Source organism: Pedobacter segetis, assembly GCF_016623585.1.
Taxonomy (GTDB): domain Bacteria; phylum Bacteroidota; class Bacteroidia; order Sphingobacteriales; family Sphingobacteriaceae; genus Pseudopedobacter; species Pseudopedobacter segetis.
On sequence record NZ_JAEHFY010000004.1, the window covers coordinates 102,933 to 129,657 of the forward strand.

The window sequence follows — 26,725 nt, forward strand, 5'->3', positions numbered from 1 at the left end:
GGAGGGAGCTTTGGTTTTTGCCAAAGCTCTTCTCATTTAAAAGAGAAACCGCTTTCAAGGAAAAATCAAAATCTATCACAGGTATATAATCTCTCGCACAACCTCAGCACCTGCTTTTTCGTTTAAATTACTGATGATTTGCTGCCGCATAATATTGAGTTCGTTCTTAACAACAGATGATTCTATCCTTACAAACAATTTTTTATCCCTAATAAAGATTTCTTTTGTACGGTTCGCAACCGCCTTGCCAACAACTTCTTCCCAAGATTTTACCGCAAAAGTCTCGTCAAATTTACCTTTTAAGCGATAAACTCTGAGCATTTGCTCCATGGCCTCCTTTAAGGTCTTATCGTTAGTTCTGCTCATGGGTTACAATACTCTTTTCAATATGGAATAAATTTAGGTTTACACCGATATCTTCAAAAATGCGCTTTATCCTTTTGGCATTGGTATCGGTAATAAATATTTGCCCAAAATCTTCATGAGAAACCATCTTCATCAACTTGGTAATTCGTAGATCATCCAATTTATCAAATATATCATCTAATAAAAGCATCGGCTTAAAGCCAACCTTTTGATAAATGAACGAATATTTTGCCAATTTTAACGCGATCAAAAAAGATTTCTGCTGCCCTTGCGAACCAAATTTTTTCAAGGGCATTTCTGCATGCACCTGAAAAACAAGCTCGTCTTTATGTATCCCTTGTGAGGTTCTCTGCAAAATTCTGTCTTTTTCTAGATTTTTTTTTAAGATCTTAGAAAAATCATCATCAAATAAGGGCGATTCATAGATCAGTTTCACGGTTTCTGCATCGCTACATAAATATTGGTAGTGCCGATCAAAAACAGGGGTAAAGATTTCCATAAAGGTTTTTCGCTGTTCAAAAATAGTTGTTCCATAATTGATCAACTGATCATCAAAAACCTCAAGCAGGGCGGGGTCATATCTGCCGCTATCGGCTATCTGTTTTAAGAGTGCATTGCGGTTTTGTAATGTTTTATTATAAGCTATTAAATCTTCTAAATACCTGGGGTTTGTTAAAGAAATTACCGTATCAATAAATTTCCTGCGTTCCTCGCTGCCCTCTAAGATAAGGCTTATATCGTTTGGGGAGATCATTACCAAAGGGAAAAGCCCAATATGCTCTGCCAAACGGGTATATTCTTTCTTGTTTCTCTTAAATTGTTTTTTCTGGTTTTTTTTAACCCCGCAGGCAATCATTTCTTCTTTCTGGTTTTTTTCAAAAACGCCTTGCAGCATAAATAAATCTCGGTCTTGTTTTATCTGCTGGCTATCTATTGGGTTAAAATAGCTTTTACACATAGATAGGTAATGCACTGCATCTAAAAGATTGGTTTTGCCCGCACCGTTATCGCCCGCAAAAGCGTTTGCACCTGCTGTAAAAGTTAGCTCAGCTTCATCATAATTTTTAAAGTTTACCAGAGAAATCTTCTTAAGAAACATAGAGCTAAATTATAAAAACATGCTGTCTTTATTTGTAAAATAAATTAATGTTGCCTGTTTTAGAAAAGGAATAGACATAAATCTTCATCATAATACGCCTTAAAAGCAGTTATGGGGTTATATTACAATATTTTATATAAATGGGTTGTTGTTTTTGCCGAAAACACTATTTTTGCAATCTTTAATAGAACCTTAAAATGTCAAAAACACAAATCGATCAGCCTTCACCGCTTTCTAACTCTATGAGCAGAACTAGCTTTTTTATCGAAGAAAATAAGAAAAGCCTTTTGGTTATTGGTTGTACCATCATCGGATTAGTACTATTATATTTTGCCTACCAAAAATTTTATTTAGCACCTAGGGAAACCGAAGCCGTAAACCAAATGTTTAAAGCGCAACAGTATTGGGAGCAAAAAGATTGGGACAAAGCCATCAAAGGTGATGGGAATTTTCCCGGTTTCGAGAAAATTATTGATGAATACGATAATACAAAGTCTGCGAACTTAGCTTATTATTACCTAGGCATTGCTTATTTGAACAAAGGCGAGTACCAAAAAGCTGCAGAAAATTTAACCAAATATAGCGGATCTGATCCAATTATAGCCCCAGAAGCTTTGGGTGCTGCAGGAGATGCTTACGTTGAGCTTAAGAACTATGATAATGCCATCACGTTTTATAAGAAAGCGGTTTCTAAAGGAGACAATCTATTCGCAGCACCAATTTATCTGAAAAAATTGGGTTTGGTTTATGAGGAGCAGAAGGATTTTAAATCTGCGGTAGATACCTACACAAAAATTAAAAGCGATTATCCCGAAAGTGCAACCGCTACAAATATTGATATGTATATTGCAAGGGCAGAAGGAAAATTGTAAGGATATAAATATTTATTGAGAAAGGTTAGCGTTTAAAGGCTAACCTTTTTATTTTCATAAGATGGCTACACATTTAAAGAATCTTTCAGATTTTTCACATACCACGGTTCCTTATGGTAAAAATTTTAGGTTTGGGATCGTTGTTGCTTCATGGAACGCCGAGGTAACGGGAGCTTTGTATAAAGGTGCATATGATGCTTTGTTGCAATATCAGGTAGCTGAGAGAGATATCATATCAATTGAGGTAGCGGGTAGTTTTGAACTGATTGCAGGGGCAGACCAATTGATGGATAACAAAGAGTTAGATGCGGTTATATGTTTGGGGTGCGTAATACAAGGAGAAACCCGTCATTTTGATTTTATTTGTAACGCAGTTGCAAACGGAATAGCAAATGTGGGCTTAAAGCACACCAAGCCGGTGATCTTTGGTGTTTTAACTACTGATAACCAGCAGCAAGCCTTAGATAGAGCAGGCGGTAAGCATGGTAATAAAGGTACCGAAGCGGCCATTACTGCTATAAAAATGGCAGCGTTAAAATCAGACTTTAAATAATTTAGCATTATAATTGTTTTTATTTACCTTTATAACAGATTGTGTTTGAAACTTTAAGGTTAATTAGGCGTACAAGAACTCACACAATAAAATTAATGCTCAACAGATGAAAAAAATAATTTACTTTGTATTGGCTTTGATGATAACCGGAGCCGTCCTACAATCATGCTCTTCTAAACTTTGTCCCGCTTATAACTCCTACCCAGAAGCCCGCGGAAGGAAATAAAACAAATTTACTTCTTCGCTGTTGCAACCAAAAAGAGTTTTTATGAAAAAAATTAATTTGCTGTACGCATTTATATTTGCCGTTGTTTTTTCGGCATGTGCCCAAAACAAACCTGATAAGGAAGCGGTCTTCGCTAACGTTTGGAAAGCAGTGGGCGGTAAATCTACTTTTGAAAAAAGCAGGTATTTTGAATTTACTTTTACACCAATAAGAGACGGTAAAGAAAGTATGGGCCGTCATCATATTTGGGATAGATATACAGGAGATTATCGTTTTGAATCTACCTCTGCCGATGGCGCTAAGATGGTAGTGTTGTTTAATACCAAAACCAAAGTTGGTAAGGCCTATCAAGATGGGAAGCAACTGCCCGATAGCACCGCTAACAAACAGATCACCAAAGCTTACGCAGCTTATATTAACGATAGCTATTGGTTAATGTCTCCGCTAAAACTGCAAGATGAAGGTGTAAATACGCAATTGGAAGACACTCAAGAAATAAATGGTCAAAAATGCGATGTTATACACCTCAATTTTGATAAAGTGGGTTTAACCCCGGGCGATCAATATTGGTTGTACGTAAACGATGCTACGGGAGAGGTTATACAATGGAAGTTCTTACTACAAAACCAAAAAAAACCTGCCATTTTTGAATGGGAGCCTTACCAAGATCTAGGCAATGGTTTAAAACTATCGGTTAAAAAAACAAATACAGAAAGCAACACATCTATCTATTTCCCTATTGCAAAAGTTTTGCAAAAGGTTGATAAAGATACATTTACAAAACCATGAGTTGGATTAAATTAGAAGATAGCAAGCAATTGCAAGAGATAAAATTAGCTGCCGGATATAGTTTAATCTTTAAGCATAGCACTCGTTGTTCAATCAGTATGATGGCAAAGAAAAGGGTAGATATGGATTTAGACGATTTGCCAGAAAACGTAACACCTTATTTTTTAGATTTGATCGCTCATCGTGAAATCTCGGGTCAAATTGCAGAATTATTTCAGGTACATCATGAATCTCCCCAATTGCTTTTGATCAAAGATGGCGATTGTGTTCTAGATCAATCTCACGGAGATATTTCTATTGAAGAAACATTGGGCTTGATCAACTAATGATGTAATTGCTTGGTCATAAAAGTCTTTTATAAAATCTAAACCCCTATTATTTCGTTATTTTTGCATAAATGTAAATCTAACCTCCTAAAATACATTCATGTATATCATTATATTCTTCATTGCTCATTGGTTTATCTCTTTATTTGTCCAAACATTTTTTTTGCACAGGTATGCTTCACATAAAATGTTTAACCTCAATCCTTTTTGGTATCGTTTTTTTTATATTTTAACATATATCGGCCAAGGTGCGTCTTATCTAAAACCAAAGGCCTACGCAATTATGCACCGTATGCACCATGCTTTTTCAGATACGGAGAAGGATCCACACTCACCACACTTTTTTGAAGATGTTTTTCAGATGATGTGGAACACAAGAGGGCAATATGTTATTTATGAAAAAGATCTAGAACAACCAGAGCCACAGTTTAGGGGCGAATACCCAGAATGGAAATTTATTGATGAATTGGGTACTTCGTTGACATCAAGAATAGTATTTTCTTTTTTATACATCGCATTTTACGTGGCATTTGCCACCCAATGGTGGATGTGGCTCTTTCTACCTTTCCATTTTGTGATGGGCCCATTACATGGTGCAGTGGTAAATTGGTGCGGCCATAAGTACGGCTATTCAAACTTCGATAACCAAGATAAATCCAAAAATACCACTCCTTTTGATTTTTTGATGCTAGGTGAGTTGTTCCAAAATAATCATCATAAATTCCCCAATAGTCCAAATTTTGGCAAAAAGTGGTTCGAGATTGATCCAGTTTACCCAATCATGAAAGTGATGCACTGGTTTAGGATCATCAGGTTTAGAAAAGTTTAGTTATTGGGCGTTCGGGCGGGCTTTCCACTATAGTTTTTTGTCCTTAAAAAGCCAAAAAAGCTGCCGTTTCAATCCCTAACGCAAAAAAATCTCCAAAAAAACCAATACCATTCTGGTATTTGGTTCAAAAAGCATCGTTAAGCCAATTTTAATAAATCGTTGTTAATTTAATTTTATCTTGTAATTAATAAAAATTTTTTGCTCTTTTGCCTTACAAAATAGGTCTAAAGCCTTGATAGTTAAAGAAAATGAAACAAACTCATCTACATAAAGCCAAATGCACAGTTTCCCAAAAGGAAATTTCATTTGCTATGTTTATTTGTTTACCTACTCCTAGTGCAATCTCATTACGACGAAGACCGTTATATATTCCCAGATTTTAATCAAACTGCGAATATTAAATTCCTTTAAACCACTAATACGTGGTTTCCAAAAAAAAATTTTATTTAAAAATGTGGATGTCATCTCCACTCAAAATAAATGCACATTAACGATTTTAATATTTTAGTTGCCAACATACAACACGTAGGATACGCAGAAACTATATGTGATGAAATGGCTGTTTCTGCAAAAGCCCGTGGTACGGGTATTGCCAAGCGCTCGCCAGAATATATTGCAAACAAAATGTTAGAAGGTAAGGCGGTTATCGCTTTGCATAAAGACGACACTTGGGCAGGTTTCTGTTATATAGAAACCTGGAGCCATGGAGACTTTGTTGCTAATTCTGGTTTGATCGTAAACCCAATTTATAGAAAAGCTGGTTTGGCAAAGGCCATTAAAACTAAAATATTTGAGCTTTCACGTAAAAAATATCCCGAGGCAAAAATATTTGGTTTAACTACCGGTTTAGCAGTTATGAAAATAAATTCTGATTTAGGGTATGAACCGGTAACTTATTCAGAACTTACACAAGACGAAAATTTTTGGCAAGGTTGCAAAAGCTGTGTAAACTATGATATTTTGATGAGCAAAGGAAGGCAGAACTGTATGTGTACCGCTATGCTTTATGATCCAGAAGAAAAAAGAGCTGAAGAAGAAGAACGCTTAAAAAACATCACACACAAAGCATCTTTGTTTGAAAGGATAGAGCAAAAATTAAAAAGCTTTACAAAAATCGTAGCCATAAGTTTAACAAATTAAAAAAGTAGTGAGCATAGGGTAATGAGAATTGAGTCTCACTACCCTATACTCAAATCTCAATACTTAAAACATGAAAAAGAAAGTTGTTTTAGCATTTAGTGGAGGTTTAGACACCTCGTTTTGTTGTATATATCTTAGCAAAGATTTGGATCTAGAAGTTCATTCTGTTATCGTAAATACAGGTGGGTTTTCTGATGAAGAACTAAAGCATATAGAAGAGCGGGCTTATAGTTTAGGCGTAAGCTCACACCATGCCGTTGATGCCGTTAAAGGATATTATGATGATTATTTGAAATATCTGGTTTTCGGGAATGTCTTAAAAAACAATACTTATCCACTTTCTGTAAGCGCAGAAAGAGTTACGCAGGCAACCGCGATTGCCAATTATGCTAAAGAAATTGATGCAGATTTTGTTGCCCACGGCAGTACCGGCGCAGGGAACGACCAAGTGCGTTTTGATATGATATTCAATATCTTGATCCCAAAAGTAGGTATCATTACGCCCATAAGGGATCTAAAATTGAGCCGTGATGCAGAAATTGAGTATTTGCACAAGCATAAAGTAGAAATAAACGCAGAAAAAGCACAATATTCTATTAATAAAGGTATTTGGGGGACCTCTGTTGGTGGTAAAGAAACCTTATCATCTAAAGGGATGCTGCCAGAAGAAGCATGGCCAAGCCAAGTAACCAAAACTAATCCAGAAGATGTAGAGTTAGAATTTGTAAAAGGAGAATTAATTGCTGTTAACGGTAAAAAATTCGACCATCCTTCTAAAGCGATACAAGCATTGCAAGAAATTGCGGCCCCATTTGGTATCGGAAGAGACATTCATGTTGGTGACACCATTATAGGTATCAAAGGAAGAGTTGGATTTGAAGCAGCAGCGCCGATGGTCATCATCAAAGCGCACCATGCTTTAGAGAAACACACGCTAACAAAATGGCAATTAAGTTGGAAAGATCAATTATCCATGTTTTACGGAAACTGGATGCATGAAGGCCAGTTTCACGATCCAATTATGAGAGATATTGAAGCGTTTTTAACCAACACGCAAAAAACCGTAAACGGTAAGGTATTTATTCAATTGCTTCCTTATCGTTTCTTGGTAATTGGCATCGAGTCTGAAAATGATCTGATGAATAGCAAATTTGGTAGCTACGGGGAAATGAACGAAGGTTATACCGGAGAAGATGTAAAAGGATTTTCTAAAATTTTTGGAAATCAGGTTTCCATCTGGCATAAAGTGAATAAGGAGGGGTAAGGTTGAAGGCCTAAGATTTAAGGTCTGTATGGCTTTTAAAACCTTACACCTTTTACCCTACATCTTAAACCCTAATAAAAATGAAAAAAATTAAAGTTGGAATTATAGGAGGGGCAGGATATACTGGTGGCGAATTATTAAGGATTTTAATCAATCATCCAAATGTGGCGATTGCTTTTGTGCATAGCAACAGCAATGCTGGGAATTTAATTTCTGATGTGCATACCGATTTATTGGGCGATACCGATTTGAAATTTACTGATCAGCTTTCACAAGATATTGATGTGCTTTTTCTTTGTGTTGGGCATGGCGATGCCCGGAAGTTTCTGGAAGCCAACCCAATTAATGATAACATAAAAATTATCGATTTATCTCAGGATTTTAGATTGAAAGCCAAAAGCCAAAAGCCTTTATCAAATGAAAAGCTGAAAGCAGAAAGCTTAAAGCAAACTAAAACACATGAAAGCCAGCCTTATGTCTTAAGCCCTGAGCCTTCCACCTTCACCTATGGCTTGCCAGAATTAAATAGAGAGAAAATAAAATCTGCCCAAAACATTGCTAACCCGGGTTGTTTTGCAACTTGTATCCAGTTGGGTTTATTGCCAATGGCAAAAGCGGGTTTGCTAAAATCAGAAGTTCATATTTCTGCCACAACCGGATCTACGGGTGCAGGCCAAAAACCCGGGGCAACCACACATTTTAGTTGGAGAAACAATAACCTATCTGTCTATAAGGCTTTTGAACATCAGCACTTGAATGAAATCGGCGAAAGCATTACACAGCTACAGCCAAATTTTGAGGATAGCATTAACTTTATTCCCTATCGTGGTGCATTTCCCCGCGGTATTATCGCATCCGTTTATACCGATTGTGATTTAAGTTTAGCAGAAGTGGAGAAAATTTATCAAGATTTTTATGCGGATGCACCGTTTACGCATATCAGCAAGCAAAATATCGATTTAAAACAAGTGGTAAACACCAATAAATGTCTGATCCATTTAGAGAAACACAGGAATAAACTATTGATTTTGTCCATAACGGATAATTTATTAAAAGGAGCATCGGGACAGGCAGTACAGAATATGAATTTGATGTTTGGATTAGAGGAGACGGCGGGTTTGAGGTTGAAAGCCTCTTTTTTTTAAGCTTAAAGCCCAAGGCAAAAAGCATAAAGCAACGATACGGAATAACATGAGGGATTTTAAAAAATATGAAGTTTGGCAATTAGCACACGAGAATGTCCTTTTCGTTTATAAAACCATATTACCTAAAATACCACCTTCAGAAAAATATGATTTAACTAGCCGGATAAAAAGAGCAGCTTATTCTATTCCATTAAATATTGCAGAAGGAGCAGGTAGAAACACAGATAAAGATTTTGCAAGTTTTTTAGATAATGCTTTAGGTTCTGCTCAGGAAGTAGAATATGCATTATTACTTATTAAAGAATTAGAATTTATAGATGAAGATGTTTACACTTTATCAAATGGCAAAATCAACATTATCAAATCAAAATTAATTAATTTAATAAAATCAATAAGAAAGCCTTAAGCCTTTTGCTTTCGGCTTTACGCTAATAAACATGAAGATTTTCGACGTATATCCAATCAACAATATCAACATCGTTAAAGGCGAGGGTAGTTTGGTTTGGGATGATAAGGGACAAGAATATTTAGATCTATATGGTGGCCATGCCGTGATTTCTATCGGGCATACGCATCCTCATTATGTAAAACGTTTAGAAGATCAGTTGCATAAAATAGGGTTTTATTCTAACTCGATAGAAATTCCATTGCAGGTAGAATTGGCCGAAAAATTGGGTAAAGTTTCTGGAAAAGAGGATTATCAACTATTTCTTTGCAACTCTGGAGCTGAAGCAAACGAAAATGCGCTAAAATTGGCTTCGTTTGCCAATGGGAGAAGGAAAATTATCGCTTTCAGTAAGTCTTTCCACGGGCGTACTTCGCTGGCCGTTTCTGTAACAGATAATCCAAAGATTATTGCTCCGGTAAACGAAAATTCTAACGTAATTTTTCTTCCATTTAACGATGTTGCATCCTTAAAAGCAACTTTTGAAGACGAAGGCGAAGAAATCTGTGCTGTAATTATTGAAGGAATACAAGGTGTTGGCGGGATTAGAGTGGCAAGTGATGAGTTTTTACAAACCATCCGTTCTCTATGTGATGAATATGGAGCATATTTCATTGCGGATTCCATCCAATGCGGTTACGGCAGAAGCGGTAAATTCTATTCTCATGATTTTGCTGGTGTAGAAGCAGATATTTACCCAATGGCGAAGGGTATTGGCAATGGTTTCCCTATTGGAGCAATCAGTATCAGCCCTAAGCTAAAACCTTGGCATGGTATGTTGGGGACTACTTTTGGTGGGAATCATTTAGCCTGTGCGGCAGCGTTGGCTGTTCTAGAAGTGATGGAAGAAGGAAATTTGATGGAGAATGCTGAGAAAGTTGGTAATTACCTAATTACCGAATTGAAGAAATTTGATAAAGTAAAAGAAGTAAGAGGCAGGGGCTTAATGATTGGTATAGATTTACCAGAAGATATGGCTCATGTAAGAAAGGACCTTCTTTTTAAAGAGCATATTTTCACTGGGACTTCCAGTCCAAATGTAATTCGTTTGTTGCCAGCATTAAATTTAACCATGGCTCATGCTGATAGGTTTTTGGAGAGTTTCTCCAAACTAATTTAAAAGCATTTAATTATATTTGTGTATGATAGTTAAATATTTAATCGATGAAAGTGGCAATAAAACCGCAGTTCAAATAAGCTTAGAAGACTATCATTCACTTTTAGAAAGCGCAAATATTTTGCCTTAACACGTGGTTGATGGAATTAAAAAAGGTCAAGAAGAAGGCCGGCTTGGCTTGACAAAATCTACTGATGAAGTGATGATGAAGTATAATTCATGGAATTTTTATTAGTTTTAGATTATCTTTACATTTTTAAAGTTTTGAATTAAAAAATGCTTGTTCCAATATCCTCAAATCATTCTATTAGTAGAGTAATTGCTAATTTCATTTTGGCACAGAGTTTTGTTAAGCCAAAATTCATATACGATAAACTTATAACAAATGATGAATTAACTAGTTATCAAAAAAAGGGATTAACATCTGCAAAAACTATAAACATACAGAACAATTCATTAAATATTTCGCCTGATTCTGTTAATGGGTTTCTTTTTGAGGAATTTGATGAAGTGGGAAAAAGTTTAAATGTTCTTAAAATTGAGAACACCAATAATAATAAAGCTGTTATAACTTTTGAAAATAAAAAATACCCTAACTGGACTAATTATAGAAATAGATTTATCTCAGATATAATTGCACTATCTAAAACCTTTGATGTGTATATAGAGGCTATTGGCTTGACTTATGTTGATGAATTTGTTTGGAAATCAACTAACAAAATTGATGTTAATTCAGTTTTTAATGAAAGTTCAGACTTAATAAATAAAAAATTTTTAAGTTCTTATAATGGAACTCTAATTTCGGTTTCTCAATCTGAAAGCGTTGATGAATTCAATTTTCTTGAGGAAAAGACAGAAATAATTTTTAATAACGAGTTAAAAAGAATTATTGTTAATCATACTTATGCGTTGAAGCTTAGGGAAATTGCCATTCTTTCAAAAGAAAATTCAAAAGATTTTGAAGAATATTTTAACAGAGCACATAAAGCAAACAAAGATATTTTAAGCGATATTTTCACTAATGAAGTCAAAGACCTAATAAAATTAAAGTAATTTTTTATGTTAGAAACTATTATGGCAACTTCTATGCTAATGTCTTTATCAACAGATTATAGGAAAAACAGCTACTTAGCAAATATTATCTCAAATAAAAGCGATACAATTGAGGAAGTACACCTTGAGCCTTTAAACAATTATTTTGCTGATTTTATCAGTATCGGTAATTTCAACAAAGTTGAAAAAAAGTTTTTTCAATTACTAAATCTAAATGAAATTAGTTCCGAAGTTTATAATAATTCATATAGTCTTTTAACAGAGTTTCCAGAGTTTATTTTAGAGGAAATAGATGTTGAAAATATATACACTTCGAAATATGGGACTTTATTATTGGATTTTGAATACGATAACAAAAACATATTCTCTCTAGAAATTGGAAAAGATAGCATTGGTTATTTTAGTGAAATAAATTCTAAGACAGATGTATTTTGCGAAAGCTTAAAAACTATTGACAATCAAGGAAATACTATCAACGCAAAACAAATCAGTTCAGAAATTGAAAACTTTTTAAGTAAGCTAAATCTTGTTTAGAATTGGATGCTTCTATTTTACACATACCAGAAAATATTGCTGATAGTGAAATACTAGTAAGATTTATCTTTGATTCAGATTTTAAAAACAAAAAAATTGAAATTACCAAAGTCATTGAAGGAGGAATATTCTTAGATACTCGTGATTTAGGAGTTTCTTTACAACGTCACTTATTTTGCAACGAGCAACAATGTAAAAAAATTGCATGTAACATTCAAAATAAAAATTATGTCGGCTTTGTAATATTTAAAAAAGAAGATTTCCAAAAAACAAAAGAAGAACATAAAAAAGAAAGAGAAGAATTTGAAGCAGTAATATTATTTACTCCTCTAGACGAAGGAAATAATATTATAGAAGATAAAACTAATATCTATACTAACACTCCTAAAAATCCTAGTCATTCTGATTTGTTTTACATAAATCCAGCGGTTACTAACGATGAAACTCCTAAAACTGCAATTAGACAATTTTCTAGAAAATTGGTTAAGACATCAAATATTATAATTGATTATCCCTCAGAAGACTTCTCTTATAACTTAAATAGTTTTTCAAGCTATTATGATTAAAACTAACCTTTTACCTTTAACCTCCATAAAAATGAATCTATTCGCCTCCGTTCATGACGTTACTGACATCCACCAACTGGTTTCATCAGCAATTTCACTAAAGAAAAAACCTTACTTGGATGAACAATTAGGCAAGCATAAAACCTTAGGTTTAATTTTTTTGAACCCGAGTTTACGAACTCGTTTAAGCACTCAAAAAGCTGCCTTAAATTTAGGGATGCAGGTAATGGTGATGAACTTGGATAAAGAAGGCTGGGCTTTAGAAACACAGGATGGCGTGGTGATGAACGGCACTACCGTAGAACACATTCGTGAAGCAGCCGGCGTAATGGGCGAGTATTGTGATATCATTGGTTTTAGATCTTTCCCAAGTTTGGTTGATAGGGAAGATGATTATGCCGAAACGATATTCAACAAATTTGTAAAATTCTGCGGTGTGCCGGTGGTGAGTTTAGAATCGGCTACACGCCATCCGTTACAAAGTTTGGCAGATTTAATCACGATAGAAGAATTAAAGAAAACAGCAAAACCCAAAGTGGTTTTAACCTGGGCGCCCCATGTAAAACCATTGCCGCAAGCCGTGGCCAATTCCTTTGCAGAGTGGATGAACAAAACCGACTATGATTTTGTGATTACCCATCCCAAAGGTTATGATTTATCTCCCGAGTTTGCAGGAAAAGCAAAGTTTACAAATAAGCAAGACGAAGCTTTGGCTAACGCCGATTTTGTTTATGTTAAAAATTGGTCGTCTTATAACGATTATGGGAAGATTTTGACAGATGGCGAAGGTTGGATGATGACCAACGAAAAACTGAAGCTTACCAATAATGCCGGTGTAATGCATTGCTTGCCCGTAAGAAGAGGTTTAGAACTTTCCCATGAAATTTTGGATGGGCCAAATTCATTGGTTTTAAATCAGGCTAATAATAGGGTTTGGGCAGCACAAGCGGTACTAAAAAACATACTTTTGTCATGCTGAATTTATTTCAGCATCTTATCATAATGAATATTAAACCTTGCATATGAGATTCCGAAATGAATTGGGAATGGCACATAAATTTTATAAATGAAAAAACTCACAGTTATAAAAATTGGAGGTAACGTAATTGATAATTCAGAGAAACTGCATGAGTTTTTAAAGGCTTTCGCCGATTTAAAGGGAAACAAAATCTTGGTTCATGGCGGTGGTAAAATGGCGACTAAATTGGCCGCTGAGATGCACATAGAAGCCAAAATGATAGATGGACGCAGGATTACCGATATTGAAACATTACGCATTGTTACGATGGTTTATGCAGGATCGATCAGTAAAAACCTAGTGGCGCAATTACAAATGTTTGGTTGCAACGCCTTGGGTTTATGCGGTGCAGATGGTAACCTGATAAAAGCCAAAAAACGCCCCATCCAAAAAATAAAATCTAAAACTGATCATGCTTTTCGAGAAATTGATTTTGGTTATGTTGGTGATTTGGACGGAAATTCTATCGAAACGGATAATTTAGTTAAACTGATCGATAACGGTTTTGTTCCGGTTTTTTCGGCGATCACACACGATGGAGAAAGTCAGCTTTTAAACACCAATGCAGATACGATCGCATCGGCTTTGGCGGTTGGGATGGCGCAGCATTATGAAACTTCTTTGGTTTATTGTTTCGAGAAAAAAGGGGTTTTGATGGATGTGGACGATGAAAATTCTGTGATTAGAGAAATTAACCCGATTAAATACGAAGATTTAAAAGCCAAAGGAATTGTTGCTGACGGAATGTTGCCTAAATTGCACAATGCTTTTGAAGCGATAAATAAAGGGGTAAAGCAAGTTTATATCGGCAAAGCCGAGGATTTGAGTGAGTTAGAAAGAGCAAATGTTTTTGGAACGAGGCTGGTAATTTAAGTAAGGGCATATAAACTTTATTGGCAAAAGGAAGATGAGTTTGCGTTAAGGATAGTAGTGGATACCGGCCTTGTGGCTAAGGCCTGTGCAGTATGAACGGATAGCCTGCCCGAACGCCCAAATATTAATGATTTTAAAATTTGATAGGTTTAACCACCTAACAAACCATCATACAAACTTTAAGAAATGAAAATAACCATCATAGGAAGCGGAAACATAGGTTTATCATTGGCAAATGGATTGGTAAAAAGCCAACTTTGCGCTGCCAGGGAAATCACGTTAACCAGGAGAACTTTAGCAGGATTAACCGACTTTGCCAAACAGGGTTTTAAAACTTCTGATAATAATGCAGCAGCGGTAAAAGATGCTGATATTATTGTTTTGGCGGTTTTACCGCAACAGGTTAACAAAGTTTTAGATGAAATAAGATCTTCCATTAACCCTGATAAGCAGATATTCACTTCGGTAGTTTCTGGTGTTACTTGTAAAAACATTAAGGAAAAACTGTATGATAATTTGCAGGTGGTGAGGGTAATGCCAAACACTTCCATTGCAATCCAACAATCAATGACTTGTTTTGCTACCGATAACGCATCGGCAGAGAGCTTAAAAATAGTAAAAGAGATTTTTGATACCGTTGGGATGACCATCCAGATTAACGAGGAACTAATGACCTCGGCAACTGCGCTGTGTGCCTGCGGAATCGCTTTCTTCTTACGCTCTATCAGGGCGGCTTCGCAAGGCGGCGTGGAAGTGGGCTTTCATGCAAAGGATGCCTTAATGATGGCGGCACAAACTGCAAAAGGGGCTGCTGATCTGTTATTGCAACTGGCATCTCACCCTGAAAAGGAAATAGACAAGGTAACCTCGCCAAAAGGATGCACCATTGCAGGGTTGAACGAAATGGAGCACAATGGTTTTAGTTCTGCCATGATCAAAGGTATTAAAACATCCGCTAAAATTGCAGGGGAACTATACACAAAGGAGTAAGTGGATTTGAGTATTTAGGCACAAGAACCAAGATTAAAGAATAAAGATGCAAGAGATTGAAAAACTATATAAAAACGCAGTTTCGCTTTTAAAAAAACTGATTGCCACGCCTTCTTTTAGTAAGGAAGAGCAAGATACGTTTGCCATTTTATCTGATTTCTTTACTAAAAGCGGAGTTGATTTTGATACCAAAGGTTTTAATATTTGGGCTTACAACAAGCATTTTGATGCTAAAAAACCAACTGTTCTTTTAAACTCCCATCACGATACCGTTAAACCCAACAAAAGTTATTCTCGCGATCCCTTTTCTCCGGATGTAGAAGATGGGAAGTTATTTGGCTTGGGAAGTAATGATGCTGGGGGCTGTTTGGTTTCTCTAATTTCAACATTTTTGTATTTCTACGATAAAAAAAACTTAAAATATAACATTGCCATTGCCACCACTGCTGAGGAAGAAAACTCTGGTAAAGGAGGCTTGGAATCCATCATCCCCGATTTGGGGAAACTAGATTTTGCAATTATTGGCGAACCCACTTTAATGGACCTGGCCATTGCCGAAAAAGGTTTGTTGGTGTTGGATTGTTATGCAAAAGGAAAATCTGGCCATGCCGCAAGGGAAGAGGGGGAAAATGCGATCTACAAAGCGTTAAAAGATTTAGAGTGGTTTCAAAACTATCAATTTACCAAAGCTTCTGATACTTTGGGACCAATAAAGATGACGGTAACCATCATTAACGCAGGTAGCTTGCATAATGTGGTACCAGATCAATGCACTTTTACGGTAGATGTTAGGGTAACGGATGCTTACAGTAATGAAGATGTGCTCAAGATCATCCGGTCTTTTGTGAGTTGCGAAGTGGTTCCCCGTTCTATCCGGTTAAAACCCTCATCCATCCCGTCAGCACACCCAATTGTGCAAGCAGGCATTGCCTTGGGCAAAAAAACCTATGGTTCGCCAACCACTTCCGATCAGTCGCTATTAGATATTCCATCTTTAAAATGTGGCCCCGGAGATTCGGCGAGATCACATACCGCCGATGAATTTGTTTACTTAAAAGAGATTGAGGAAGGCATTGAAGGCTACATAAAAATGCTGGAAAAAGTGGTTTTTTAAAATTTGGGCAATCCAATCCCCCGATGAAAAATCGGGTTCGGGCTTTCTCTTCCATCTTTTTCTGATGAAAAAACAGAAAAGGCCTGTCCAACTTTCGGTGGAGATGCCGCAACAATCCCTATTGCACCTATCAAACCGTTCTTAAACGTTTTTTATCATGTCGATTTTTATCATTATTTTCGACACGTTATTTTTTCATGTCGATTTTTATCATTATTTTCGACACGTTATTTTTTCATGTCGATTTAATCGACATATAAGATTAGAGAAAAATGAGAAATTTTGATAAGAATAAACCTTACAATGCTTTGCCTAATTTACCTCCAAAAGTAAATTTAGAAACCATAGAGATATTAAAGGCAAGCATTGAAGCCAACAAAATATTGGCAGAGTTAAAAGGTTATTGCCAAACTTTACCAAATCCCAATCTATTATTGAATACCCTTGTATTGCAAGAGAGTAAAGAATCTAGTGCGATAGAAAATATCGTAACCACACAAGACGAGCTTTACCAAGAAACCTTAAGAATATCCGAAAACATAAAAAATGCTGCTGCAAAGGAAGTAATCCAGTATCGCGAAGCGATGTATTGGGGATTAGAGGAGATGCAGAAAAACGGATTGATCACAACCAATTTATTGGTTGGGGTAATGCAACGCTTAAGGGCTACTGATGAAAACATCAGAAATACACCAGGCACAAAATTGGCAAACCCAACTAACAACCTAATTGTTTATACGCCACCAGAAAGCGAACAGATAATTCGTGAAAAATTGAAAGAGTTAGAACAATTTATGAACGATGATGAATTTTCTGATTTGGATATTTTGATAAAGATGGCCTTGGTACACTATCAGTTCGAGGCTATCCATCCATTCTCTGATGGGAACGGTAGGACCGGAAGAATTTTGAATGTTCTATACCTGATCAACCAAAAAATGATTGGTTTGCCTGTATTATATTTAAGTTACTACATCATCAAAAATAAATCTGATTATTATCGCTTATTGAGAGAGGTTACCGAAAAAGGGAATTGGGCAGAGTGGGTGCTTTTTATAGTGAAAGGAGTTGGTGAAACCGCTTCTCTTACACTTAAAAAAATAAATGCTATTTTACAACTAAAAGCAGCATCTGAAGAAAAAATCAAAAAAGCACTAAAAGCTTCCTATTCAAGAGAACTCTGTGATTTGTTATTCAGCTATCCTTATATCAAAATAAAAATTTTAGAAGAATATCATATCGCTAAAAGGCAAACGGCATCGGATTATTTGAGAAAATTAGAAAAAGCTGGTCTGTTAGAAGCTGTTAAAATTGGTAAAGAAACCTATTATATTAACACGGGTTTAATGGAGATCCTTACCAAATAATATCAAATACTCATGTCGATTCAATCGACATGAGTTTAAAACGTGTCGATTTTTATCGATATTTTCGACACGTTACTTTTTCATGTCGATTCAATCGACATATAAAATCAGCAATTCGCTATCAAAAAAGGATTAGAAATTAACCTATTATCTTTTGACAATCAGCCATTAAAATATCGGATAACTCAATTATCTTTGTGCTTTTAAATTTCAAATGAAAAAAATCTTATTAAATATAGTTTTGGTTGCTACGATCGCAACCCTATTTTCATCTTGTAGCAGTACAAAGCAGGTAATGGCATTAAAGCCTTTACCAGATTATTCTTCAACCGAAGTGGTTTATGAAAAGCAACTTTCGTTCATCAATATGCCGGTAGAGGTAGCCGTTAAAGATTTGCAAACGCAAACCAATAAATACCTTAACGGGTTAATTTACGAGGACAATTCTTTGGATGACGATAACTTGATGATGAAAGTTTACAAGCAATCCAACATAGCTATCATAGAAAAAGATGGAAAAATTGTGATGGATTTGCCGCTAAAAATTACAGGTAAAGTGAAATATGGCGTTCAATCTTTTGGTTTAGATTTAACAGATACCAAAGACTTTTATCTAAACGGAGTTATTAGGTTAAGTTCTACGGTTGGTTTAAAAGATTGGAAGATCCTTACCAATACCAATATCCAAAATATTACATGGAAAGATGCGCCAAGTATCGTAGTTGCTGGTAAAACCGTTCCGATAACTTATTTGATCAATCCTGCTATTTCAATATTCAAAGGTACATTATCAAAATTGGTAGATGATGCCATTGCACAATCTTTAGATATCAAACCTTATGTTTTGGATGCTTTGCAAAGTTTTAGCGAACCAACAAAAGTTAATGAAGAGTACGATACATGGTTTACCATGCAACCGGTAGAGATTTATGCAACCAAAGCAACGGTTGCAAACCAAAAAATTACGGTAAACATGGGCTTAAAAACTTATTTAGAAACAGCCATAGGGCGTAAGCCTTCTATCACTTTTGATAGAAATGCGATAATATTGAAATCGGTTGATAAAATGCCGGATGAATTTAAGGCTAACGTGGCCGCTTTTGCGCCTTATAGTTATGCTTCTGAGGTGGTTACCAAAAATTTTGCAGGTCAAAAATTTACGTCTGGTAGTAAATCGGTAACTGTAAATAAAGTGGATCTTTGGGGAAAGGATGGAAGGATGATCGTAGCCTTAAATCTTAGTGGATCTGTTAATGGAGATTTTTATTTAACAGGAGTGCCGGCTTATAATGCACAAACAAAAGAAATTTATTTGGATCAAGTAGATTTTGTGCTCGACTCTAAAAATAAACTATTAAAAATAGGGAATTGGTTGGCACACGGTTTGATCCTTAAAAAAATGAGCGATGCTTGTCGTTTTTCTATTGCAGACCAACTGGCTGAGGGACAAAAAACCATGTCGGGATATTTGAATAATTACCAACCAATAAAAGGAGTGAAGGTAAACGGAACATTAACCGGCATTGCCCCAAATAAAGTGATATTAACTCCAAATGCCATTGTTGCCATGGTGGTAGCCACAGGTAAAGTTGCGGTAAGTATCGACGGGTTGGAATAAATTTGTTATGTAGAAGATAGGATACTTCTCGCTTGGTTTGATTTGACTATCTTTAATTGGAGGGTAGATAAGTTTAAGTAAACAAGATCTAAATTTGCTATTCTAATGGAAGTATGAGCTGATTTGAAAAATTAAATCAATCCTCTCTCTCTAATTTTCACGGCAGGGTTTCCTTGATAAATACCGTAAGCTTCTAAATTTTTGGTTGATACAGAGCCTACTCCCAAAACAGCGTGGGATTTTGCCGTAACCCCGGGGCAAACAATGGCATTTGCACCAATCCAAACACCATCTTCTAAAATGATTGGTTTGGTGATCAAATCAAAATAAGGCGACTTATAATCGTGATTGCCTGTCATTAAGGTTGCGTTTTGAGAAACACAGCAGTTTCTGCCAATAATTACAGGGGCTAAGTTTTCTATATAACATTCGGCAAGCCAAGAATGATCGCCAAGTTGTAGTTTCCAAGGGAATTTAATATGTATATAAGGCTTTACCCTCACGTCTTTCCCTATTTTAGCGCCGAACAATTTTAATAACCACACCAAAACAACAGAAAACGGAACTAATCCCGACCTAAAAAACAAGCAACTCGTAAAATACCATAGTAATTGTTTTAAAACAGAAGCTCCATGATCAAAATCTTTGGTATCGAATTTCTTCTTTAGTTGGACTTTAGGTTTCTCCATACATTAGAATAAGGGATTTCTAAGCGATAAATAAAATGAATAGATTTGTAGACTCCCCATTTTTAGTACGATTCTAAAATAGACTTTTTTATTCATTTTCAATCTATCATTAAAACATCAGGGACCGAGTGAAGCGTAGCGAAGTTCCTGTTTAGTTTTAATTTAAACTATAGGCCAATTTTCTGGCTTTTAAATCATCTAAGATTTCTTGACAATTATATTTTATAAATCTTGTTTTTGGGCGTTTAAACACGCTTTCCGCTATATCTTTTTTCCGAAAAAGAAAAAAAGGATGCCGCTCCAATCGTTAACGCTCTACAAAATCTCCAAAAAAACCATTTTAATTACCAAACTCCGATGAATAATAATTTTTTATTTTCTAAAGAGACTTTGTCAAAGAAAAAAAACTTTGTCATGCTGAATTTATTTCAGCATCCCATTTGCAAGGCTGCATGCTAAATGAGAACTTATTTTGATAAGATTCCGAAATAAATTCGGAATGACATTCATTTTGAGAAAGCCTTTCTCCTAAATCAACTGTAGAATTTAATATATGGATATAATTGGACTTGTTTAGATTTTTTATAGAAATCCAATCGGGTAGCTTCAAATTTAATTCTTCATAGATTTCTTGCGAAATGTATATTTTTCCAAATAATATTTGAAGTAAATCTAGCCTTTGGATTTTATTTAGAATAATGATGCAGCTATTGTCCGCGATAATAACCTCTTGCATTTTCTAGATCATTCTTTAAATCATCTGTGGGATAATTGAAAATAGAAACTTTATATTGAGATAATAACTCGGTAAAAGTGCTTTTGGGATAACCTGCTAAATCAGCTGCCTGGCCTAATGAGAGTTTGCCTAAATCATATAATTGTGCCGCTAAGGCAGTGGTAACTTCTTTTTGTGAAAGATCAATTGTGTTTGGCAATTCTATTGTTATTGTTCTCATGATCAGAATGATGAATCAAATATTTGAATATCATTATAAAAATTTGGAATTTAAGACAATTCATTCATTTTTGCACTTTTTTTAATCCACCAATATATCCCAATTAAAATCAACAGATAGCAAAACACATTGAATAAAGTATGATGGTCTATCTGCATTTTTCTGGCATAATGGGCATAATAGGATACTACGAAGAGCCTTAAAATATTTAGTAGCGTAAAACCGATGATGCTAAAAACCAAGAACAGCACACGATCTTTTACTTTTTGATTGGGTACGGCTAAAGATAAAGCCATTAAAATGCTGATAATCCCATAACCTAAACAGCTATAAACTATTTTGATGCCCCCATGCCCAATAATTCTTAAAGAGGTATCATTGGTTAAATATCTCAAACCAAAAATATCACAAATTACCGTAGAACCACCGATTAAAAAATGTCGATAAGCCCTTATAAAGTCAAGATGTTCATTGGCAAATTGCCAATATAAACCCCCTTGTGCGCATAAACCTATCCAAAATCTAAAGAAGTAACTAAAAAAGAAATAACCTAAAACCAATATCAAGAAGAACCTAATTTGTACTTTATTTATTTTCATTTCTGGTTTTTCTTAATTCGTAAATCTTGGCATCAATTAAAAATCGAAACCAAAAGCATTGTAAAAAATGAAATATCAATCCTCTTCTCCCATCCAAAAACCCTAAGCGTAAAAAATATCGAATGAAGAAATACAAAGCTGGCCTAACAAAGAGCGGAAAGCGCTCATAGATGTTTTTGATGTATCTACGTTTGGCGATAGGATTTTTACTTGTTAATGAACCTTTTATGGTAGCATCGTTTATTTTTTGCTTTTCAAACTGCTCTAATGCCTCTAAGCCAGACCATTTATCGTGTCTCAAAGTAAAGGTACTCAAGGATTCGGTTATCAAATCTATGATGTCTCCGTTGAGTTTTAATACCTCGCCATCCACTTTAAAATGTTGATCGTACAATTTATCCTCACAAAAACCTTTTCCATTTCTAAAAATAACGGCATGATAGGTAGGATAATGCCCTCCATATTTTATCCATTTCCCCATAAACAGGGTTTTTCTGCTTGCAAGCATACCATTTATGGATTGGCTGATGCCTTGTTTAAATTGGAAGGCAAGTTCGGTAATTATCTCGGGCGTAAGCCGATGATCGGCATCCATATTCAAAATCCATTCGGTTTGGATGGGTAAATTTTTAAAGGCCCAATTACGTTGTTTACTGTAATTTTCAAACGGATGTTGGATCACTTCAACAGGATAATTTTTTACGATATTTAAAGTATCATCATTAGAGCCAGAATCAACCATAAAAACCTTTTCAAAGTGATGGCCGATACTATCCAAACAAGCGGTAATATTTTTTTCCTCGTTAAAGGTTAGTATAATAACACTGATCGGGATTTTATTCATGGAACAAATCTACGATTTTACCTTTACCTCGATCTGCCGGAAGGCGGAGAGAGGTCTGTTTGTTATAAACAATGATCCTAAATGAAGCCATAGATAAAATTTATTTATCCTATTCAAAAGATATCTCCTCCTGCCCTCGTAGATATGACGTATCTGGGAGGGAAATTCCTTGTTACACAAATTTCTTATCCAACACTTCATGATACATTTCCAAATATCTCTCCCTCAACTTATCCTCAGCGAAATCTTGTTTGATCGTATTTGTTAGTTTTTCAGGATTAAAATTTCTTGCCTTTTTTGCTTCATTAGCATTTTCTAATATTTCTATCATACCATCAAAAGAGCGTTCGCAAACCAAACCCAAATGATTTAAAGCAACATAATCACTTAAGCCCACATTCTTAGTAATCAACACGGGAGTACCAACAAAAAGACTCTCTATCACCACGTTCGCAAAATTCTCATCGTATGACGGAAGGATCAAATAATCATGTTGGGCCATCAAACCAAACTTTTCATTGCCATAAACAGCACCCATCCAATTTATTTTATCATCAATCTTTAAGCTTTTTGCCTTTTGCCTTAAGCTTTCTGCATATGAAAGTTCCCCATTCCCAACAACAGATAGTTTCCAGTTAAAGTTATGCGTGGCCAAAGCCTCAAAAAGTAATTCTAAACCTTTTTTTCTTTCAATACGGGAGAGGAAAATCAAATGAAGGCAATCATTGTCTTTATCTTTAGAAAACTTATGCTCCCAAGGCAACTCCACAAAATTGGGGATATTGAAAATAGCCTTTGGGTTTAACAATACCTCTGTATCTGTTACTTCTTTTCTACTGGTGCAATGGAAATAGGTTTTGTTCAACAGAGATTTCCCTACCCATTTGTGGAAAAGAAATTTGAGTTTGTTGTTATTATTTTGAAATGAATAAGTGCTTAATGTGCCCCTAGGCGTTATAATAACTTTACATCCTCTAAATAAAACAACGAAACAAGCTGGCATGGTCACTAAATTCCACCAAGCATGTATGTGGATAATATCAAATTGTTTTACAGTTTTCCATAGCTTCCACAATAAAGCTGGAGAAAAATGGCCATGGTCTTTGGTAGCCCTTTTGAAATAATGGACTTCCACACCATCCACTATTTTTATATCGCCATTTTTATAAGGAAGTTCCTCTTTGCCGTTGGCTAAAGTGGTGTAAACTGTTATTTGAGGTTTAGAAAGCTGAGATTTTGCTACGCTAGGTTGAGGATGAGTTTGTTGAGCGGTAAATTTGTCGTTTTGAGCTTTTTGCTTTTTGCTTTCAGCTTTAAGCATGATTTCCTCGCATAGTTTAGCCACTGACATTACCGGGCCACCGTAAACGAAAGCTGGTTTATAGGAGGCGGTAATTTGTAGGATTTTCAAACCTTATTAAAAACAAACGTTGTACCCTTTTGAGCTACAATTTCCATAGAAAATTTTTGTTTAAACATATTTGAAAGTTCTTTGATTTGATAGGTTTTATCCTCAAAATGAGTAGTGTGCAATTCTATAATTATTGTTTTGCAGGCAGAAACCACATCTTTATTTTTTTCACACAACAACAGTTCTATTTCAGCACCTTCAATATCGCAAACTAATGAATATTCAGAAAAATGATTATCCTTAATAATTTTTGAAAGTTGAATTGTTGAAACTGTTGTGTTTAAATCCGATGCACTTTTAGAACTGGAAAGCGTAGATTCATTTACAGAAAAACTGATTTCACTATTACCAGAATAATCAATCGCTGCTGAAATTATTTCTAAATTATAAAGCTTATTTTTTTCTTTCGTTTCTAAAAGACTAGAAAATAAATTAGGATTTGCTTCAACCGAAACAACTTTTGTTTTTGTCCCAACCTTTTTACAAATTTGAGTAGTAGTGACCCCCAAACTTGCCCCAAGTTCTATAACAGGAATGTTTTTTGGGAGATGATTTTTAATAAAATAAATATCTTCACGTTCATATAATCCCCAAAATATTAAAGAAATAGGCTTAGAAGCTTTACTTCCTACTTTGACAAAGCCGGCCGAAGTATTTATGAAGCCATTTTTTATAAAATAAGTTATAATTAAATTCCCTATTCTTGGAGAAGTTAGCGCTACCCACAATTTAGCTTTGATGTTATTTAGCATGCTATTTAGTTAAAGTCTTGAGGTAAGTAGGTATTAATTTTATTATTCTTTTTAATGAAGTATATTTTAAATGATTTTCATTAGCTATGGAACTTAAATCATAATATTTTTTCCAAAGTTTATAATTGTAATGGATTTTATTGGCTAAAAAGTCCCAAGGTTTTGGCCCGCCAACAAAATGAAATATCTTCTCATCATTTATAGCTACATCGTATTTATTGTTCCAATACATTGAGCTATTAATTGATGGGCCTAAAGCACAAAATTGATTATCAAATACAACATTTAATACCGCTTGATCGGCAGATATGAAACTATTTGGGAATTTTTCTATAGTATCTAAGCACATTTGTAAGCCATTATTTTCTCTCCATTTTTTTAAATTCATTCCCAAAACACCTGCATTAAAACATTTGCTATTCATATTTAATCCGGCTTTTTGGAATAAAACCCTATCAATCGAATAATTTTTAAGGTTGCAACCATCTACATAAAGTATAAAATCATCATTGATTTTTTTAAAGATGGTTGTTACATCTAGCTGAACAATCAAATCTGTATCTAAATACAACAATTGATCAATATCAGGCAATAAATCAGCTAAAAAAAGCCTACCATAAGTAGTGGTATTTCCTTGTAGAGAATTTGCACCTTTTATAGAGGTGTTGGGCGCATTTCTAATTTCAAAAGATTGATTTGCTTTCTTAAAATTTAAAAACGTATCTTCTAATTTAGATTGATGTTTTTTACTCAATTTATCAGCAAACAAAATAATGTGCAGTTTTTCTTTATTTATATGATGGGTAAGCAAAGAAACAAGTGTAGCGTGAGTGCCTGGTAGAATGGTTTTATCAGAAAAAAGAGCGACAGTATTAATCATTAAAAATTATTTACTTGCTGAAATTATTTCTTGCCACATAGTATGATAATTCCATTTATTTAAAATCTTTTCATTTGCATTCTTAATCTTTTCTTTGGGGATATTTAATGCCGTTGCGATATCATCAGCTAATTCTTCTGAATTTCCATATTGATAGGTAAATCCATTCTCGCCTTCAACAAGCAAATCTTGTGCAGCACCTACCTTATCAGAACAGATTACAAAACAATCGCCTGCAATGGCCTCTTGAACAGAAACCCCCCAAGGTTCATCTTTTGCAGCGTGGATAAAAATGGAGCTCAATTTATAAAACTCTGGTAAATGCTGATAGGGGATATAACCTGGGAAAAATATTTTAAGATGGGCTTTTTTTTGTGCAAACTTTTCTAAAGCTCCTCGTTCATTACCATCGCCAATTAAAATCAAAACCAAATCTTTGCGACCTAATTTAACGAAAGCTCTTAAAATATCCCATGGGCTTTCCCTGCCCACAAATTTGGCGACAGATAAAATAGCTATTTCATGATTTGGCTGGTATTTTTGTTTGATTTTTTTAAAATAATCAGAATCTTCTTTACCTGATAGGTTAAAATAGGAGTTATCTACACAATAAGAAAACAGGTTGATTTGATTTTCTGGGATACCCATTTCTAAACAGTAATCCTTAGAAACTTTTCCGGTAACTAAAAAATGGTCGAATTTTTTATATTCTTTTTTTAGGAAGATTTTACGTAACCAAATTTTATAAAATGGTTGATTAAATAGAACGCTATCAAGCTTGAGGGCTACCTTGATTTTTAATCCCTTACAAATAGCTGCAAAACCAGCATATTGGTTTTTATACCCATTGATGATGATTAAATTATAAGTTTTTTCTTTTAGTTTTTCTCTAAAAACTGAAAGTTTACCTTCTTGAGGTAAGAATAAAAATGGATAGCCCTCAAATAAATCGAATCCCCATTTAACAGACTGTCGCAACTCGTTATCATAATGTTGATTTTCTTGCTCTTTTAAATAGAAAATCTCAAATTCATCATGAGGAAAATTTTTAGCAACATATTGATAGAAAGGAACCTCAAACTGTGTGGGGTGATTGACTACAAACCCTATTCTCATAAATTTGCTATATTATTTATCGATTTTTTTATTGGGTGATCTTGAAATATCCCTCCCGGGGTTAATATATTTCAAATAAATCGGTATGAAATAAATTTAAAACTCATGATTTATCAACAATATAAGGAATGTTACCAGAGCGGAGCATTGTGATTTATGCTTCGACTCCGCTCA

General features: G+C 34.9%; 29 protein-coding genes. 19 read left to right on the forward strand and 10 right to left on the reverse strand.

Annotation, left to right across the window (positions count from 1 at the left end; translation table 11 throughout):
- Positions 1-75: 75 nt before the first annotated feature.
- Complete coding sequence (locus I5M32_RS03595) at positions 76-366, reverse strand: DUF721 domain-containing protein (protein ID WP_200584809.1); 291 nt, start codon at positions 364-366, stop codon at positions 76-78.
- Positions 353-1,465, reverse strand: coding sequence for a DNA replication/repair protein RecF (recF, locus tag I5M32_RS03600; RefSeq protein ID WP_200584810.1), 1,113 nt, complete (start codon positions 1,463-1,465; stop codon positions 353-355). Before recF ends, I5M32_RS03595 begins: the two co-directional genes overlap by 14 nt.
- A gap of 197 nt (positions 1,466-1,662) precedes the next feature.
- Here recF and I5M32_RS03605 point away from each other — a divergent pair, with 197 nt between their 5' ends.
- The 19 genes from I5M32_RS03605 to I5M32_RS03695 all read left to right on the forward strand — a co-directional run bounded on the left by I5M32_RS03605 (position 1,663) and on the right by I5M32_RS03695 (position 19,304).
- The gene (locus I5M32_RS03605; RefSeq protein WP_200584811.1) at positions 1,663-2,337 is read left to right on the forward strand and encodes a tetratricopeptide repeat protein; all 675 of its coding nucleotides are present in this window, start codon (positions 1,663-1,665) and stop codon (positions 2,335-2,337) included.
- Positions 2,338-2,398: 61 nt separating this feature from the next.
- On the forward strand, positions 2,399-2,890 hold the full coding sequence (gene ribH, locus I5M32_RS03610; RefSeq protein ID WP_200584812.1) for a 6,7-dimethyl-8-ribityllumazine synthase: 492 nt from the start codon (positions 2,399-2,401) through the stop codon (positions 2,888-2,890).
- A gap of 268 nt (positions 2,891-3,158) precedes the next feature.
- On the forward strand, positions 3,159-3,905 hold the full coding sequence (locus I5M32_RS03615) for a hypothetical protein (RefSeq protein ID WP_200584813.1): 747 nt from the start codon (positions 3,159-3,161) through the stop codon (positions 3,903-3,905).
- Entirely contained in the window at positions 3,902-4,231 is a 330-nt protein-coding gene (gene ytxJ / locus I5M32_RS03620; RefSeq protein ID WP_200584814.1) for a bacillithiol system redox-active protein YtxJ, read from the forward strand. The genes I5M32_RS03615 and ytxJ overlap by 4 nt, the downstream gene beginning before the upstream one ends.
- A gap of 100 nt (positions 4,232-4,331) precedes the next feature.
- Positions 4,332-5,060, forward strand: coding sequence for an acyl-CoA desaturase (locus I5M32_RS03625; RefSeq protein WP_200584815.1), 729 nt, complete (start codon positions 4,332-4,334; stop codon positions 5,058-5,060).
- A 480-nt stretch (positions 5,061-5,540) separates the two neighbouring features.
- Positions 5,541-6,200, forward strand: a complete 660-nt coding sequence (locus tag I5M32_RS03630; RefSeq protein WP_200584816.1) for a GNAT family N-acetyltransferase — start codon at positions 5,541-5,543, stop codon at positions 6,198-6,200.
- A 70-nt stretch (positions 6,201-6,270) separates the two neighbouring features.
- Positions 6,271-7,464, forward strand: coding sequence for an argininosuccinate synthase (gene argG, locus I5M32_RS03635; protein ID WP_200584817.1), 1,194 nt, complete (start codon positions 6,271-6,273; stop codon positions 7,462-7,464).
- 80 nt (positions 7,465-7,544) lie between these two features.
- Positions 7,545-8,609: an N-acetyl-gamma-glutamyl-phosphate reductase gene (gene argC / locus I5M32_RS03640; RefSeq protein WP_200584818.1), complete on the forward strand. Its 1,065-nt coding sequence runs from the start codon at positions 7,545-7,547 to the stop codon at positions 8,607-8,609.
- A gap of 46 nt (positions 8,610-8,655) precedes the next feature.
- A complete protein-coding gene (locus tag I5M32_RS03645) occupies positions 8,656-9,015 on the forward strand; it encodes a four helix bundle protein (protein WP_200584819.1) in 360 nt (119 codons plus the stop codon).
- Positions 9,016-9,046: 31 nt separating this feature from the next.
- Complete coding sequence (locus tag I5M32_RS03650; protein WP_200584820.1) at positions 9,047-10,174, forward strand: aspartate aminotransferase family protein; 1,128 nt, start codon at positions 9,047-9,049, stop codon at positions 10,172-10,174.
- Positions 10,175-10,447: 273 nt separating this feature from the next.
- Complete coding sequence (locus tag I5M32_RS03655) at positions 10,448-11,224, forward strand: TIGR04255 family protein (protein ID WP_200584821.1); 777 nt, start codon at positions 10,448-10,450, stop codon at positions 11,222-11,224.
- A 6-nt stretch (positions 11,225-11,230) separates the two neighbouring features.
- On the forward strand, positions 11,231-11,758 hold the full coding sequence (locus I5M32_RS03660; RefSeq protein WP_200584822.1) for a hypothetical protein: 528 nt from the start codon (positions 11,231-11,233) through the stop codon (positions 11,756-11,758).
- A gap of 2 nt (positions 11,759-11,760) precedes the next feature.
- Positions 11,761-12,324, forward strand: coding sequence for a hypothetical protein (locus I5M32_RS03665; protein ID WP_200584823.1), 564 nt, complete (start codon positions 11,761-11,763; stop codon positions 12,322-12,324).
- 31 nt (positions 12,325-12,355) lie between these two features.
- A complete protein-coding gene (locus I5M32_RS03670) occupies positions 12,356-13,303 on the forward strand; it encodes a Rossmann-fold NAD(P)-binding domain-containing protein (protein WP_200584824.1) in 948 nt (315 codons plus the stop codon).
- 87 nt (positions 13,304-13,390) lie between these two features.
- Positions 13,391-14,215 (forward strand): acetylglutamate kinase, encoded by an 825-nt coding sequence (gene argB, locus I5M32_RS03675; RefSeq protein ID WP_200584825.1) that lies wholly within the window; start codon positions 13,391-13,393, stop codon positions 14,213-14,215.
- A gap of 186 nt (positions 14,216-14,401) precedes the next feature.
- Entirely contained in the window at positions 14,402-15,205 is an 804-nt protein-coding gene (gene proC, locus I5M32_RS03680) for a pyrroline-5-carboxylate reductase (protein WP_200584826.1), read from the forward strand.
- 46 nt (positions 15,206-15,251) lie between these two features.
- Complete coding sequence (locus I5M32_RS03685; protein ID WP_200584827.1) at positions 15,252-16,319, forward strand: M20 family metallo-hydrolase; 1,068 nt, start codon at positions 15,252-15,254, stop codon at positions 16,317-16,319.
- Between the two features lie 272 nt (positions 16,320-16,591).
- Positions 16,592-17,686, forward strand: coding sequence for a Fic family protein (locus tag I5M32_RS03690; protein ID WP_200584828.1), 1,095 nt, complete (start codon positions 16,592-16,594; stop codon positions 17,684-17,686).
- Between the two features lie 214 nt (positions 17,687-17,900).
- On the forward strand, positions 17,901-19,304 hold the full coding sequence (locus I5M32_RS03695) for a DUF4403 family protein (RefSeq protein WP_200584829.1): 1,404 nt from the start codon (positions 17,901-17,903) through the stop codon (positions 19,302-19,304).
- A 131-nt stretch (positions 19,305-19,435) separates the two neighbouring features.
- Here the strand turns inward: I5M32_RS03695 and I5M32_RS03700 are convergent, their stop codons facing one another.
- From I5M32_RS03700 to I5M32_RS03735, 8 genes are all read right to left on the reverse strand, one after another.
- A complete protein-coding gene (locus I5M32_RS03700; RefSeq protein WP_200584830.1) occupies positions 19,436-19,993 on the reverse strand; it encodes a WcaF family extracellular polysaccharide biosynthesis acetyltransferase in 558 nt (185 codons plus the stop codon).
- Between the two features lie 707 nt (positions 19,994-20,700).
- The gene (locus I5M32_RS03705; protein WP_200584831.1) at positions 20,701-20,949 is read right to left on the reverse strand and encodes a UPF0175 family protein; all 249 of its coding nucleotides are present in this window, start codon (positions 20,947-20,949) and stop codon (positions 20,701-20,703) included.
- A 50-nt stretch (positions 20,950-20,999) separates the two neighbouring features.
- A complete protein-coding gene (locus I5M32_RS03710; RefSeq protein ID WP_200584832.1) occupies positions 21,000-21,548 on the reverse strand; it encodes an exosortase/archaeosortase family protein in 549 nt (182 codons plus the stop codon).
- Positions 21,535-22,392: a glycosyltransferase family 2 protein gene (locus I5M32_RS03715; RefSeq protein ID WP_200584833.1), complete on the reverse strand. Its 858-nt coding sequence runs from the start codon at positions 22,390-22,392 to the stop codon at positions 21,535-21,537. Before I5M32_RS03715 ends, I5M32_RS03710 begins: the two co-directional genes overlap by 14 nt.
- A 172-nt stretch (positions 22,393-22,564) precedes the next feature.
- Positions 22,565-23,803, reverse strand: a complete 1,239-nt coding sequence (locus I5M32_RS03720; protein ID WP_200584834.1) for an XrtY-associated glycosyltransferase XYAG1 — start codon at positions 23,801-23,803, stop codon at positions 22,565-22,567.
- On the reverse strand, positions 23,800-24,555 hold the full coding sequence (locus tag I5M32_RS03725; RefSeq protein WP_200584835.1) for an FkbM family methyltransferase: 756 nt from the start codon (positions 24,553-24,555) through the stop codon (positions 23,800-23,802). Before I5M32_RS03725 ends, I5M32_RS03720 begins: the two co-directional genes overlap by 4 nt.
- 1 nt (position 24,556) lies before the next feature.
- Positions 24,557-25,435: a glycosyltransferase family 8 protein gene (locus I5M32_RS03730; protein ID WP_200584836.1), complete on the reverse strand. Its 879-nt coding sequence runs from the start codon at positions 25,433-25,435 to the stop codon at positions 24,557-24,559.
- Between the two features lie 6 nt (positions 25,436-25,441).
- Positions 25,442-26,551 (reverse strand): glycosyltransferase, encoded by a 1,110-nt coding sequence (locus I5M32_RS03735; RefSeq protein ID WP_200584837.1) that lies wholly within the window; start codon positions 26,549-26,551, stop codon positions 25,442-25,444.
- Positions 26,552-26,725: the final 174 nt, after the last annotated feature.

Coding starts and splice junctions, on each gene's coding strand:
- I5M32_RS03725 (WP_200584835.1), bottom strand. CDS start 24,555: ATGCTAAATAACATCAAAGCTAAATTGTGGGTAGCGCTAACTTCTCCA.
- ribH (WP_200584812.1), top strand. CDS start 2,399: ATGGCTACACATTTAAAGAATCTTTCAGATTTTTCACATACCACGGTT.
- argG (WP_200584817.1), top strand. CDS start 6,271: ATGAAAAAGAAAGTTGTTTTAGCATTTAGTGGAGGTTTAGACACCTCG.
- I5M32_RS03695 (WP_200584829.1), top strand. CDS start 17,901: ATGAAAAAAATCTTATTAAATATAGTTTTGGTTGCTACGATCGCAACC.
- proC (WP_200584826.1), top strand. CDS start 14,402: ATGAAAATAACCATCATAGGAAGCGGAAACATAGGTTTATCATTGGCA.
- I5M32_RS03605 (WP_200584811.1), top strand. CDS start 1,663: ATGTCAAAAACACAAATCGATCAGCCTTCACCGCTTTCTAACTCTATG.
- I5M32_RS03690 (WP_200584828.1), top strand. CDS start 16,592: ATGAGAAATTTTGATAAGAATAAACCTTACAATGCTTTGCCTAATTTA.
- I5M32_RS03705 (WP_200584831.1), bottom strand. CDS start 20,949: ATGAGAACAATAACAATAGAATTGCCAAACACAATTGATCTTTCACAA.
- I5M32_RS03670 (WP_200584824.1), top strand. CDS start 12,356: ATGAATCTATTCGCCTCCGTTCATGACGTTACTGACATCCACCAACTG.
- I5M32_RS03650 (WP_200584820.1), top strand. CDS start 9,047: ATGAAGATTTTCGACGTATATCCAATCAACAATATCAACATCGTTAAA.
- I5M32_RS03645 (WP_200584819.1), top strand. CDS start 8,656: ATGAGGGATTTTAAAAAATATGAAGTTTGGCAATTAGCACACGAGAAT.
- I5M32_RS03660 (WP_200584822.1), top strand. CDS start 11,231: ATGTTAGAAACTATTATGGCAACTTCTATGCTAATGTCTTTATCAACA.
- I5M32_RS03685 (WP_200584827.1), top strand. CDS start 15,252: ATGCAAGAGATTGAAAAACTATATAAAAACGCAGTTTCGCTTTTAAAA.
- I5M32_RS03615 (WP_200584813.1), top strand. CDS start 3,159: ATGAAAAAAATTAATTTGCTGTACGCATTTATATTTGCCGTTGTTTTT.
- I5M32_RS03655 (WP_200584821.1), top strand. CDS start 10,448: ATGCTTGTTCCAATATCCTCAAATCATTCTATTAGTAGAGTAATTGCT.
- I5M32_RS03710 (WP_200584832.1), bottom strand. CDS start 21,548: ATGAAAATAAATAAAGTACAAATTAGGTTCTTCTTGATATTGGTTTTA.
- I5M32_RS03715 (WP_200584833.1), bottom strand. CDS start 22,392: ATGAATAAAATCCCGATCAGTGTTATTATACTAACCTTTAACGAGGAA.
- I5M32_RS03735 (WP_200584837.1), bottom strand. CDS start 26,551: ATGAGAATAGGGTTTGTAGTCAATCACCCCACACAGTTTGAGGTTCCT.
- I5M32_RS03730 (WP_200584836.1), bottom strand. CDS start 25,435: ATGATTAATACTGTCGCTCTTTTTTCTGATAAAACCATTCTACCAGGC.
- I5M32_RS03630 (WP_200584816.1), top strand. CDS start 5,541: ATGCACATTAACGATTTTAATATTTTAGTTGCCAACATACAACACGTA.
- I5M32_RS03700 (WP_200584830.1), bottom strand. CDS start 19,993: ATGGAGAAACCTAAAGTCCAACTAAAGAAGAAATTCGATACCAAAGAT.
- recF (WP_200584810.1), bottom strand. CDS start 1,465: ATGTTTCTTAAGAAGATTTCTCTGGTAAACTTTAAAAATTATGATGAA.
- I5M32_RS03595 (WP_200584809.1), bottom strand. CDS start 366: ATGAGCAGAACTAACGATAAGACCTTAAAGGAGGCCATGGAGCAAATG.
- argB (WP_200584825.1), top strand. CDS start 13,391: ATGAAAAAACTCACAGTTATAAAAATTGGAGGTAACGTAATTGATAAT.
- argC (WP_200584818.1), top strand. CDS start 7,545: ATGAAAAAAATTAAAGTTGGAATTATAGGAGGGGCAGGATATACTGGT.
- ytxJ (WP_200584814.1), top strand. CDS start 3,902: ATGAGTTGGATTAAATTAGAAGATAGCAAGCAATTGCAAGAGATAAAA.
- I5M32_RS03625 (WP_200584815.1), top strand. CDS start 4,332: ATGTATATCATTATATTCTTCATTGCTCATTGGTTTATCTCTTTATTT.